This window comes from Sphingorhabdus lutea (genome assembly GCF_001889025.1).
Classification (GTDB): Bacteria; Pseudomonadota; Alphaproteobacteria; order Sphingomonadales; family Sphingomonadaceae; genus Sphingorhabdus_B; species Sphingorhabdus_B lutea.
In genome coordinates, this window is record NZ_CP018154.1 from 2,315,143 (window position 1) to 2,328,807 (window position 13,665).

General features: G+C 47.0%; 6 protein-coding genes. 2 read left to right on the forward strand and 4 right to left on the reverse strand.

The window, feature by feature from the left end; genetic code table 11:
- The first annotated feature begins 82 nt into the window (after window positions 1–82).
- Window positions 83–4,225: a DNA-directed RNA polymerase subunit beta gene (gene rpoB / locus LPB140_RS11075; RefSeq protein ID WP_072559878.1), complete on the forward strand. Its 4,143-nt coding sequence runs from the start codon at window positions 83–85 to the stop codon at window positions 4,223–4,225.
- A gap of 92 nt (window positions 4,226–4,317) precedes the next feature.
- Window positions 4,318–8,556, forward strand: a complete 4,239-nt coding sequence (gene rpoC / locus LPB140_RS11080) for a DNA-directed RNA polymerase subunit beta' (RefSeq protein WP_072559879.1) — start codon at window positions 4,318–4,320, stop codon at window positions 8,554–8,556.
- 120 nt (window positions 8,557–8,676) lie between these two features.
- On the opposite strand, the gene LPB140_RS11085 is transcribed toward rpoC, so the two are convergent.
- The 4 genes from LPB140_RS11085 to LPB140_RS11100 form a co-directional block, all read right to left on the reverse strand.
- The gene (locus LPB140_RS11085; RefSeq protein ID WP_232223403.1) at window positions 8,677–8,991 is read right to left on the reverse strand and encodes a hypothetical protein; all 315 of its coding nucleotides are present in this window, start codon (window positions 8,989–8,991) and stop codon (window positions 8,677–8,679) included.
- Between the two features lie 14 nt (window positions 8,992–9,005).
- Window positions 9,006–9,878 (reverse strand): UTP--glucose-1-phosphate uridylyltransferase GalU, encoded by an 873-nt coding sequence (gene galU / locus LPB140_RS11090; protein WP_072559880.1) that lies wholly within the window; start codon window positions 9,876–9,878, stop codon window positions 9,006–9,008.
- Window positions 9,879–9,967: 89 nt separating this feature from the next.
- Window positions 9,968–10,495, reverse strand: coding sequence for a peptide-methionine (S)-S-oxide reductase MsrA (gene msrA, locus LPB140_RS11095; protein WP_072559881.1), 528 nt, complete (start codon window positions 10,493–10,495; stop codon window positions 9,968–9,970).
- A gap of 81 nt (window positions 10,496–10,576) precedes the next feature.
- The gene (locus tag LPB140_RS11100; protein ID WP_072559882.1) at window positions 10,577–13,654 is read right to left on the reverse strand and encodes an efflux RND transporter permease subunit; all 3,078 of its coding nucleotides are present in this window, start codon (window positions 13,652–13,654) and stop codon (window positions 10,577–10,579) included.
- Window positions 13,655–13,665: the final 11 nt, after the last annotated feature.

The window sequence follows — 13,665 nt, forward strand, 5'->3', positions numbered from 1 at the left end:
TGGGCCTTGGTCGTGCGGCTTTTTTGTCGTTCAGCATTTTCGGTTTTTTTCGCGCACAACTTATGACGAGGCCCAATTTACCATGGCAACAAAGACAGCTCCCCTGTCGCGCAAAAAGCGCATTCGTAAAATTTTCGGTGATATTCACGAAGTCATCGAAATGCCCAATTTGATTGAGGTGCAACGTGAAAGCTATGAACAGTTTTTACGCTCTGACCCGTCAATTGGCTATGTTTCGGGTTTGGAAAAAACTCTACGTTCGGTATTTCCTGTGCGCGATTTTGCAGGTACCAGCGAATTGGATTTTGTCCATTATGAATTGGAAGAACCGAAATATGATGTTGAGGAATGCCGTCAACGCGGCATAACCTATGCTGCGCCAATGAAGGTGACATTGCGTCTTATTGTTTTTGAAGTTGATCCTGACACTGAAACACGTTCGGTTTTGGACATTAAAGAACAAGATGTTTATATGGGCGACATGCCATTAATGACCGAAAATGGCACTTTCTTCGTCAATGGGACAGAGCGCGTTATCGTTTCCCAAATGCACCGTTCGCCCGGCGTATTATTTGACCATGATCGCGGCAAAACACATAGCAGCGGCAAGTTTTTGTTCGCAGCGCGCGTTATTCCATATCGTGGTTCATGGCTTGATTTTGAATTTGATGCCAAAGACATCGTCAATGTGCGGATTGACCGTAAGCGTAAATTGCCCGTCACCACCTTGCTATATGGTCTTGGTTTGGATGATGAAGCGATTTTGGATCATTTTTATGACCGCGTAACATTTGAACGTAAAAAAGATGGCTGGAAAATTCCATTTAACGCCGATCAATGGCGCGCGACAAAACCTGCATTTGATTTGGTTGACGCAGATAGCGGCGAAGTTGTTTTCCCATTGGGTGAGAAAATCACCCCGCGCGCTGCGAATAAAGCGGTGAAAGACGGCCTGACATCATTGTTAATCCCGACCGAGGAAATTTTCGGCCGTTATTCAGCATTTGATTTAATCAATGAAAAAACCGGTGAGATTTATATTGAAGCGGGTGATGAAATTACCGCCGAAAATCTTGAAAAATTGGACAAGGCCGGATTGGATGTTCTGGAATTATTGGACATTGACCATGTGATTACCGGCGCGTGGATCCGCAACACATTAAAAGCGGACAAGGCGGAAAATCGCGACATGGGTCTGGACGCAATTTACCGTGTCATGCGTCCTGGTGAACCACCAACGCGCGAAACCGCAGAGGCTTTATTTGCTGGTTTATTCTTTGATCCAGAGCGTTATGATCTTTCTGCGGTTGGCCGCGTGAAATTGAACATGCGTCTTGATTTGGATGCCGCCGATGATGTTGTCACCCTGCGCAACGAAGATATTTTGGCGGTTGTAAAAGAATTGGTCAATTTGAAAGACGGCAAAGGCGAGGTTGACGATATTGACAATCTTGGCAACCGCCGTGTTCGTTCGGTTGGCGAATTGTTGGAAAATCAATATCGTGTTGGCTTGCTGCGCATGGAACGTGCGGTAAAGGAGCGGATGAGCAGCGTGGACGTGTCCACCGTGATGCCAAATGATCTTATCAACGCGAAGCCAGCGGTTGCTGCGGTTCGTGAATTTTTCGGCTCATCACAGCTTTCACAATTTATGGATCAAACCAATCCCCTATCCGAAGTGACGCATAAGCGCCGCGTATCGGCACTTGGGCCTGGTGGTTTGACCCGTGAACGTGCCGGTTTTGAGGTTCGTGACGTTCACCCAACCCATTATGGCCGGATTTGCCCAATTGAAACGCCAGAGGGTCCGAATATTGGTTTGATTAACTCGCTTGCTTCATTTAGCCGCGTGAACAAATATGGCTTTATTGAAACGCCATATCGCAAAATCATCGACGGCAAAGTCACCGACGAGGTGGTATATCTTTCCGCGATGGAAGAACAAAAGCACACCGTAGCGCAGGCAAATGCGGAGTTGAACGAAGATGGCAGCTTTAAAGAGGAATTGGTTTCTTCGCGTGAAGGCGGCGAATTTTTAATCGCCCCGCGTGAACAAATCACCCTGATGGACGTTAGTCCGAAACAGCTTGTTTCGGTGGCGGCATCGTTAATCCCCTTCCTTGAAAATGATGACGCGAACCGCGCTCTCATGGGATCAAACATGCAACGTCAGGCTGTGCCATTGGTAAAGGCAGAGGCGCCTTTGGTTGGCACAGGGATGGAAGAAACCGTGGCCCGCGATTCTGGCGCGGCCATTGGCGCACGCCGCACCGGTATTGTTGACCAAGTGGACGCAACACGTATTGTTGTTCGCGTGACCGGAGAGGTTGAACCTGGAAAATCAGGCGTAGATATTTACACATTGCAAAAATTCCAACGTTCCAACCAAAATACCTGCATCAACCAACGCCCGTTGGTAAATGTTGGTGATGAGGTTATCGAAGGTGATATTATTGCTGATGGTCCATCAACCGAACTTGGCGAATTGGCATTGGGCAAAAACAGCCTTGTCGCCTTTATGCCATGGAATGGGTATAATTATGAAGATAGTATCCTGATTTCAGAGCGTATCGTGAAGGATGATGTGTTCACATCCATCCATATCGAAGAATTTGAAGTCATGGCCCGCGATACCAAATTAGGGCCAGAGGATATTACCCGCGACATTCCAAATGTGGGTGAAGAAGCGCTTCGTAATCTTGACGAAGCGGGCATTGTTTATATTGGTGCAGAGGTTCACCCTGGTGATATTTTGGTGGGTAAAATCACACCGAAGGGCGAAAGCCCCATGACGCCAGAGGAAAAATTGCTGCGTGCGATTTTTGGTGAAAAGGCATCTGATGTTCGCGATACATCCATGCGCTTGCCCCCTGGTGTGGCCGGTACAGTGGTTGAAGTTCGCGTGTTTAACCGCCACGGCATTGATAAAGATGAACGTGCAATGGCGATTGAGCGCGAAGAAATTAGCCGTCTTGCCAAAGACCGTGAGGATGAACGTTCGATTTTGAACCGTGCGACCTATAACCGCCTTCGTGACATGTTAATTGGCCAAACAGCAATTGCTGCGCCAAAGGGCATTAAGAAAGGCAGCCAGCTTGACGAAGAAATGCTGGAAGAAGTCGAAAAGCATGAATGGTGGAAAATCGCCGTTGCTGATGACAAGGTTCAGGCCGATTTAGAAGCCGTTAAGGGCCAATATGATGATGCGGTAAAGTTAATCGTCGAGAAATTCGAAGATCGCCGTGAAAAATTGGAACGTGGTGACGAAATGGCACCGGGCGTTTTGAAAATGGTTAAAGTATTTGTCGCGGTGAAGCGTAAGCTGCAACCGGGTGATAAAATGGCCGGACGTCACGGTAATAAAGGTGTTATTTCGCGCATCTTGCCACAAGAGGATATGCCATTCCTTGAGGATGGGACCCCTGTTGATATCGTGTTGAACCCATTGGGTGTGCCTTCGCGGATGAATGTTGGACAAATTTTTGAAACCCACCTTGGTTGGGCGTCACGTGGTTTGGGTCAACAAATTCAAAAGGCATTGACCGATTGGCGTCATGCCAACCCGAATCCAGAAACCGCTGCCCCGCCTGAGGCAGTGCGAGAGCGTTTGTTAAATGCCTATGGTGAAACCTACGCAGCCGAACTGAACCGCCGCAGCGATACAGAGGTGGTTGAGCTTGCCAAATTATTGGCCCAAGGTGTTCCTATGGGCACACCAGTATTTGACGGCGCACGTGAAGCTGATGTGTCGCACATGCTGAAATTGGCCGATTTGGATACATCTGGTCAGGTTGATTTGTTCGATGGCCGCACGGGTGATAAATTCGACCGCAAGGTGACAGTAGGCTATATTTACATGCTGAAACTGCATCACTTGGTTGATGATAAAATCCACGCCCGTTCAATCGGACCATATTCACTCGTCACGCAGCAACCACTTGGCGGTAAAGCGCAATTTGGTGGCCAACGCTTTGGTGAGATGGAGGTCTGGGCGCTGCAAGCATATGGCGCAGCATATACATTGCAGGAAATGTTGACCGTGAAATCGGATGACGTGATTGGCCGTACCAAAGTATATGAAGCAATTGTAAAGGGCGACGACGCATTTGATGCGGGTATCCCAGAAAGCTTTAATGTTTTGGTCAAGGAAATGCGTTCGCTTGGTTTGAATGTTGAGTTAAAATCACATGATGATGACGACGACATTGCCGAGGCGGCGGAATAAGCGAGTTTGGGCGGGGGAAACCCTGCCCATATCGCACCGCACTATATAATTCTATCGGGTCAAATATGGATGACCCCATCAAGGAATAAAAAATGAACGAACTAAGCAAATTTAACAACCCAATGGCAAAGCCCGAAACATTTGATGAAATTCAAATCGGCCTCGCCTCGCCTGAGCGCATTCGCAGCTGGTCATTTGGTGAAATTAAAAAGCCTGAAACCATTAACTATCGGACGTTTAAGCCCGAACGTGACGGTCTTTTCTGCGCCCGTATTTTTGGCCCTGTAAAGGATTATGAATGCCTATGCGGTAAATATAAGCGCATGAAATATAAAGGCGTTGTATGCGAAAAATGCGGCGTTGAGGTTACCGTTACCAAGGTTCGCCGTGAACGTATGGGCCATATTGAGCTTGCCGCGCCGGTTGCCCATATTTGGTTCTTAAAATCATTGCCATCGCGTATTGGTTTGCTGCTTGATATGCAGTTAAAACAGTTGGAGCGCGTGCTTTATTTTGAACATTATATTGTTACAGAACCCGGTCTGACCGCATTGGAAAAATTCCAATTATTGACCGAAGATGAGCTATTGGAAGCTCAAGATGAATATGGTGAAGATGCCTTCACCGCCGGAATCGGCGCTGAAGCAGTTAAAGTCATGTTGATGGATCTTGATCTGGAGCGTGAACGTGATGATTTGTTAGAAGAATTGGCAACCACCAAATCTGAACTAAAACCAAAGAAAATCATTAAACGTTTAAAGGTCGTGGAAAGCTTTATCGATTCAGGAAACCGTCCTGAATGGATGATTTTGGATATTGTTCCGGTTATTCCACCCGAACTGCGCCCGCTTGTTCCATTGGATGGTGGTCGCTTTGCGACATCTGACCTTAACGATTTATATCGCCGTGTTATCAACCGTAATAACCGTTTGAAGCGTTTGATTGAGCTTCGTGCGCCCGACATTATCGTGCGTAACGAAAAACGTATGTTGCAGGAATCGGTTGATGCATTGTTCGACAATGGCCGCCGTGGCCGCACCATTACCGGCGCGAATAAACGTCCATTAAAATCGCTTTCCGACATGTTAAAGGGTAAGCAAGGCCGTTTCCGTCAAAATCTTCTTGGTAAGCGTGTTGACTATTCGGGTCGTTCTGTGATTGTTACCGGTCCTGAATTGAAATTGCATCAATGCGGTCTGCCCAAGAAAATGGCGTTGGAATTGTTCAAACCATTTATTTACTCCCGTTTGGACGCAAAGGGTCTTTCCATGACCTTGAAACAAGCGAAAAAATGGGTGGAAAAAGAACGTAAAGAAGTTTGGGATATTTTGGAAGAAGTCATCCGCGAACATCCCGTGCTTTTAAACCGTGCGCCAACGCTTCACCGCTTGGGGATTCAGGCATTTGAACCTGTGCTAATCGAAGGGAAAGCAATTCAGCTTCACCCGCTGGTCTGCTCTGCATTTAATGCTGACTTTGACGGTGACCAAATGGCGGTCCACGTTCCATTGAGCCTAGAGGCGCAATTGGAAGCACGTGTTTTGATGATGTCCACTAACAACATCTTGTCACCTGCAAATGGTAAACCGATTATTGTTCCGTCACAGGATATGGTTCTGGGTCTTTATTATCTATCCATGGACCGTGAAGGTGAACCGGGCGAAGGCATGTTGTTGACCGACATGGCCGAAGTGCATCAGGCATTGGAAGTAGGCGCGGTGACGCTCCACTCCAAAATTATTAGCCGCGTTCCACAAACCGATGAAGATGGCAAAACCTATTTGAAACGGTTTAACACGACCCCTGGCCGTATGCTTTTGGGTGAATGCTTGCCAAAATCACATAAAGTGCCCTTCGATATCGTCAACACATTGCTGACCAAGAAAGAAATTGGTGATGTGATTGACCAAGTTTATCGTCATACTGGCCAAAAAGACACGGTGCTATTTGCCGATGCGATTATGGGCCTTGGCTTTAGACATGCGTTTAAGGCGGGTATTTCCTTTGGTAAGGATGATATGATCATTCCAGAGGAAAAAGACGGCATGGTAGAGGATACACGCGCCGTTGTTGCTGATTTTGAACAACAATATCAGGACGGCCTTATTACCCAGCAAGAAAAATATAATAAGGTGATTGACGCGTGGAGCCGTTGTGGTGACCTTGTCGCCGGCGCCATGATGGAAAAATTAAAAGCCACGCCAAAGGATGAAAATGGCCGTGAAGCACCGATTAACGCCATTTACATGATGGCCCACTCCGGTGCGCGTGGTTCGCCAGCTCAGATGAAACAGCTTGGCGGTATGCGTGGTTTGATGGCCAAGCCATCGGGTGAAATTATTGAAACACCGATTATTTCAAACTTTAAAGAAGGTTTGACGGTTCTTGAATATTTTAACTCAACCCACGGTGCACGTAAAGGCTTGGCCGATACCGCGCTGAAAACCGCTAACTCGGGTTATTTGACCCGCCGTTTGGTTGACGTGTCACAAGATTGCACCATTGTTGAAAATGATTGCGGCACCGAAAGAGCGCTTGAAATGCGGGCAATTGTTCAAGGTGGTTCAACCATCGCATCATTGGGCGACCGCGTACTTGGCCGCACCACCGCCGAAGATATTGTCGGCAGCGATGGCAAAATTGCCATTAAAGCAGGTACATTGCTCGATGAAAAAGCCATTAGTTTGATGGAAGAAATCGGCCTACAATCGCTTAAAATTCGCTCACCTTTGGTCTGCGAATCTAAAGTCGGCGTTTGCGGCACATGTTATGGCCGTGACCTTGCCCGCGGGACACCGGTAAATATTGGTGAAGCCGTTGGCGTTATTGCGGCGCAATCAATTGGTGAACCAGGAACGCAGCTAACCATGCGTACTTTCCACATTGGTGGTGCGGCTCAGTTGAATGAGAAATCAAATATTGAGGCATCATCGGCTGGTACAATTGAACTTCGCGAATTGCCAACAATCGTTGACAAACGTGGCCGCCGTTTGGCAATGGCGCGTTCTGGCGAAGTGGTTGTTTTGGATAAAGAAGGCCGTGAAATGGAAATGCACCGTATTCCTTATGGTGCGCACATCCTGCATGATCATGGTGAAAAGGTAAATGTTGGCGATCGCTTGGTTGAATGGGATCCATTCACCATGCCGCTTATCACCGAAAAACCAGGCATTGTGAAATATCAAGATTTGGCCGACGGTAAAACATTGGCCGAACAAACCGACGAAGCGACCGGTATCGCGCAGCGCGTTGTTACCGAATATCGTGAGGCGGGCCGTTCTGTTAAGGAAGATTTGCGTCCTCGCTTGACCTTGCTTGACGATGAAAGCGGCGAAGCGGCGCGTTATTTGCTGGCCGTTGGCACGATGTTGTCGGTTGAGGATGGCCAACGGGTTGAGGCAGGTGATGTTCTTGCCCGTGTGACCCGCGAATCTGCGAAAACACGTGATATTACCGGTGGTTTGCCACGTGTTGCTGAATTGTTCGAAGCACGTAAGCCAAAGGATAATGCGGTTATTGCCAAAATCTCTGGACGGATTGAGTTTGTCCGCGATTATAAAGCAAAACGTAAAATCGCAATTGTTCCTGAGGAAGGTGAAACAGTTGAATATTTGATTCCAAAAATCAAAGTATTGGACGTGCAAGAAGGCGATATGGTCCGCAAGGGCGATAATCTGGTCTCTGGTTCACCCGATCCACATGATATTCTTGAAGTATTGGGCGTGGAGGCTTTAGCCGAATATCTATGCGCCGAAATTCAAGAGGTTTATCGTCTGCAAGGCGTGAAAATCAACGATAAGCATATTGAGGTCATCGTGCGTCAAATGTTGCAAAAAGTTGAAATCACCGAAGGTGGCGACACTGTTTTGCTTGCCGGTGAGCAAGTGGACCGTGAAGAAATGGAAGAAGTGAACGCCAAATTGGCAAAGGGTAAAAAACCTGCCGAAGGTCACCCCATCCTATTGGGTATTACCAAGGCAAGCCTACAAACCCGCAGCTTCATCTCCGCCGCCTCTTTCCAAGAAACCACCCGCGTATTGACGCAGGCTGCGGTTGAAGGGAAAAAGGATATATTGACCGGATTGAAAGAGAATGTGATTGTTGGCCGCTTAATCCCCGCAGGGACAGGTGCCGCCATGAACCGCATCCGCGTTACGGCAAATAGCCGCGATGCCGCGCTTCGTGCTCAATATAAAAAGTTGCAAGACGCAATTGTTGCTGAGGAAGAAAGCAAGGCTGCTGCCAAGGCAGATAATAGCCCAGCACAAGAAGAAGTTGCTGTCGCAGAAGCTGTTATTGTTGAAACAGCAGCCGATGAAACAGAAGGCTGATTTTCTTAATCTACCTCGATAATCGTAATAAAAAGCCCCTCGGAATATCATTCCGGGGGGCTTTTGTATCGCATGGACCAATTATTAAAAAGGCACTTTAACGCCCCTAATCCAGATAAATTATGCGCGTTTAACCTTGTCAATTTTACGCTCGACTTTGCGTAAATCTTTACATGCATCTTGATCGCCCTTGTCGCATTTACGCGTCAATTTATGCTGCTGTTTCGATAATTTTTTCAGCTCTTCTTCCTGCTCACGCATTTTACGTCCGCGATTTTCGTCGGCCTCTGACTGGCTGGTGGTTAATAAATCAACGGTTTTGGAAGTAATTTTAATTGGCGCAGTCACAACATCACCGACGATGCGTCCAACACAGGCGTTCAAACTAACATTCAGGCTAATTGCGATTATCAATGTCATGGATTTACGCATCATATGCCTTTATATTTTTATAAATTAAGCAGTGCCGCCGCCTTGGCGCGGACCTCATCGCGAATATCTGGCCGTTCAAGCGCAAGCGCCAAATTGGCCTCCACATATCCCGCGACCGAACCGCAATCATATCTTTTTCCATCAAAAGTTAATGCGTGGAAAGCCTGTGACCCAATCATCTGCGCCATGGCATCGGTTAATTGAATTTCACCGCCTGCGCCCTTTTCCTGATTTTCCAATATCCGCATTACCTCTGGCTGTAATATATAACGGCCCGATACAATTAAATTGGATGGCGCTTCCTCCATTTTGGGTTTTTCAACCAAGCCCTTTACCTCGGTCAAGCTACCGTCGCGCTCGCCCGGGTTAATCACGCCATAGCTTGAAACCTTTTCATGGGGCACTTCCAACACGCTGATAATATTACCGCCAATATTATTATATGCATCCACCATTTGCGCCATGCATCCAGGACTGCCATGCATAAATTCATCGGGCAGGAACACCGCAAATGGTTCATCCCCAATAATATCACGTGCGCACCATATGGCATGGCCAAGACCCATTGGCTCTTGCTGACGAACATAGGCGCAGGCGCCGGCCTTTAACCTTGTCGCTTCTAATATGCTTAAATCCTTGCCGCGCTCCTTCATGGTGCGTTCAAGTTCAAATGCGATATCGAAATGATCCTCAATCGCGCTTTTGCCCCTGCCGGTCACGAAAATCATTTGTTCAATACCGGCTTCTATCGCCTCATCAACAGCATATTGAATTAACGGCCTGTCAACAACGGGCAGCATTTCCTTTGGTATCGCCTTTGTTGCTGGCAGGAATCTTGTTCCCATGCCTGCTACTGGAAAAACTGCCTTTTTTATCTTCTTATGGTCCATGAACCGCCCTTTAAATAATGATGACTATAAAGCCTATGACGGCAAAACATCAAATTTCTTTTACTATAAAGCGATTAATTATTGGTTGTTTATGATAGTTTTTCTTCGAATTTTTTGCGCAATTTTTGTAATTTAGGCGGAATGACGGCCATGCAATATGCATTATTCTGACCCTCTACATCCCAATATTTTTGATGATAATCCTCTGCATCATACCAATTATCGGCATGTTCTACCGTGGTCACAATTGGCGCAGGCCAATCGGCCGCGGCCCTGTCCATAGCGGGCTTTATTTCGGCCAATTGCGCATCATTTTGCGGGAAAATGGCGCTGCGATATTGGGTGCCAATGTCATTGCCCTGACGGTTTAATTGCGTGGGATCATGAATTGCAAAAAATATATCGAGCAAGTCAGAATAGCTAATAACATTTGGGTCAAACCCAATTTTAATCGCCTCTGCATGTCCGGTATCGCCGCCACAAACCTGTTTATAATTGGGGTTTTCAACATGCCCACCAATATATCCACTCGTCACCGATGAAACACCGTTTAATTGATTAAAAACTGCTTCTGTGCACCAAAAACAACCACCCGCGAAAATTGCAACATCCTGCATAATATACTCCATTTCTATCGGCTAAAATGGGGGGTAAATATTATAAATCAAGTGGCCCTTGCCCGCGCATCTCATCATAAATTACTGCAGCTTGGCTGTTTTGTGCATTTTGCGGCTATCCCTTTTTTGTCCCGCCCTTAATACCAATAAATACATGGCGGGCGTGACCACCCGTGACAATATTGTCGATGTAATCAACCCACCAATTATAACAGTGGCCAAGGGGGAAAATAAAGCCCCGCCCAATAAGGCAAGGGGCAGTAAACCGCCCACCGCCGTCACAGAGGTAAGCAAAACCGGCATGAAGCGTATCTCGCCTGCTTTTTCAATCGCCTCGCGAAGCTCCATCCCCTGTTCACGAAGCTGGGTCGTGAAATCAACCAACAAAATGGAATTTTTAATTTCAATGCCGATTAAGGCGATAAAGCCAATAACAGCCATGAAACTTATCGGATTGCCGGTAAGGAATAATAAAATAATCCCGCCAAATAATCCAAGCGGAATAACACCCGCAACCACAATGGTTTCGCGGAAACGGCCAAATTCGGCAACTAAAATGGCAAAAATGCCAAATAATGCAATCATCACCGCAGGACCAAATCCCGACAAGGTTTCATCAATTTTCGACGCCTCACCGCCCACCACAATCTTATATCCAGGAGGTAATTTTAACTTACTCACCTCTTCCAACACTGCATTATTGGCAAGGGTAATGACCGCACCGGGCCGTAATTGAGCGGTAACCGAAACATTTCTTTCCAATTGATGCCTTTTTATTTCCGGCGGCACAGATGATAATCGCGGATTTGAAATTTGATCCAACATAATGGGCTGTCCATCGCGTGAAGAGACATAAATTTTCTTCAACGCCGAAATCGGCAATTCCTTATCATATGCCAAACGAACCGTAACCGGATAAACATCCCCCTCATTATCCCGAAAACGCGATGCCTGTTCACCATTTAGGGCAAGCCGAATTGCGCGGCGCGGCGCACCATCGGCAATGTTCAATAAAGCCGCCTTTTGCACATCAATATTTGCGTCCAAATCAATACGGTCGGTCGCAACCGGATTTTCCACATCGCGCAGCCCCGGCGTCCTTCGCATTATCGCCTCAACCTGACTGGCCAATTTTTTTAATATGCCCAAATCCTGCCCTTGAACAAACATCACAATGGGTGCTTCAATTGGGGCGCCATTTTGGAACATTTTTACCTTTATCTGTGCGCCGGATATATCATCTAATTTACTGCGCAGCCGCGCCACCATCTCTCGGCTTTCTCTGCCCTTCCATTCATCCATAATCACCAAAATATCGCCATAATTGGTGGCCTGCATATTGGAAAATACATTGTAAAATATTTGCGGATTACCTGCGCCCACATTTTCAGCGACAATTTTAACATCGGGTTCTGCGCGAACAATTTCTGCGACTTGTTTTATAATCCGGTCCGTATTGGCAATGCTGCTGCCCTTTTCTGCCTCCACCTCTATGCGGAAATATGATGTATCGGCATCAGGGAATAATGAAAACCCCATAATCGGAACCAATAAAAATGCCGAAAAGGTAAGCAACATCGATCCGTAAAATGTCTTACGCGGATTATCCAATGCGCGGTGCAAAATGGGGCGATAGAACTTGTTGATACCGCCATTTAATATTTGGAAAATCCGATTGCCCTCTGGATCTTCATCACGTTTCAAAACGCGGCTTGCCAAAAATGGAATAACGGTCAGGGAAATGACCAATGATGCGCTGACCGTGAAAATCACCGCAACAAATGATCCTCTGGTGTATTTCCCCGCCCCTTCTGGCAGGAATAATAAAGGAAAAAAGGCAAATAATAACACGCCTGTTGACCCCAATATGGCCGGCGTAATTTCCTTTGTCGCATCAATTGCCGCAACAACCCTATCCTTGCCCATGCGTAAATGGCGGGCAATATTTTCCGTTACCACGATGGAATCATCAACCAATAAACCAAGCGATAGGATGAAGCCCAAAACAACCAATTGGTTAAAATTATACCCCACCATATTTATGCCCAAAAGCCCCGAAGCCAGCGACAACGGGATGGATATCATCACAATAAGCGATGAACGAAAACCCAGCGGCAATAGGGTGATAAGAACCAATGACAGCGCGATAATAAAGTCGCGGGCCAATTCCCTTAACCGAAAGCTAATATCCTTTGACTGGTCAAATTGCAGCTCCATTTTAATGTCGGGAGGCAAGTGATCGGCAAAGTCATGCATTTGCTGAACAACCAAATCCTTAACCTTTGTGGCGTCCGTTCCGGGTTTTTGCGTAACCGACATCAATAATGCGCGCTTTCCATTATGCCGCGTTATGTGCAGATTTTCTTCCTGTCCCCACGAAACCTGCGCAACATCGCCAAGCGTCAATAATGTGCCTTCATTTGTTCTAATTGGTAAATTTTTTATTCGGTCCAAATCGCGATATGCGCCCCCCGCATCGACATTAAACCGCCGCGCCCCACTTTGCACCGCGCCGCCCGGCAAATCTACCCCGCCCTGTGCCAAAATATCGGCAACCATGGTGGCGGGCAAACGAAGCTCGGCCAATTTATCATTATCGATTAAAACGGATATTTCCGGCTGCGGGATGCCAAATTTCTTCACCTGCCGGACCGATTTATTGCGATTTAAAATATCGGACAGATCATCAGAATATTTGTCCAAACGCCGCCAGCTTGCTGTCTCGCTTATCATCGCCAATTGAACAACGGCGGCCTCTGTGGTTCGCGTGCGGCGAAAATCCAATCTTTGCAGGCCAGATGGCAGCTGCGACCTTATCGCGCCAATTTCCCTAATCACATCATTATAATATTCATCGGGATCGCCCGCCCAATCAAATTCAATGGTAATTACCGCGCTGCCATCGCGGCTGGTGGAAGAAATTCGCTTTACATCATCCAACCCTTGCAACACTTCTTCAATTGGTTTGGCAACGGTTTCTTCCATTTCGCTGGCATCTGCGCCGGGTTGAATGGCGACAATATTTGTCACCGGAATGGGAAAATGCGGGTCAACGGCGCGCGGAATGGACATAAATGCATTGATGCCCAATGCACTAAGCAACAGGAAAAGCACAGCAGTTAGCTGCCATCTTTTAATGGCAAATTCGGCTAAATGCACCTTTGCTTTTC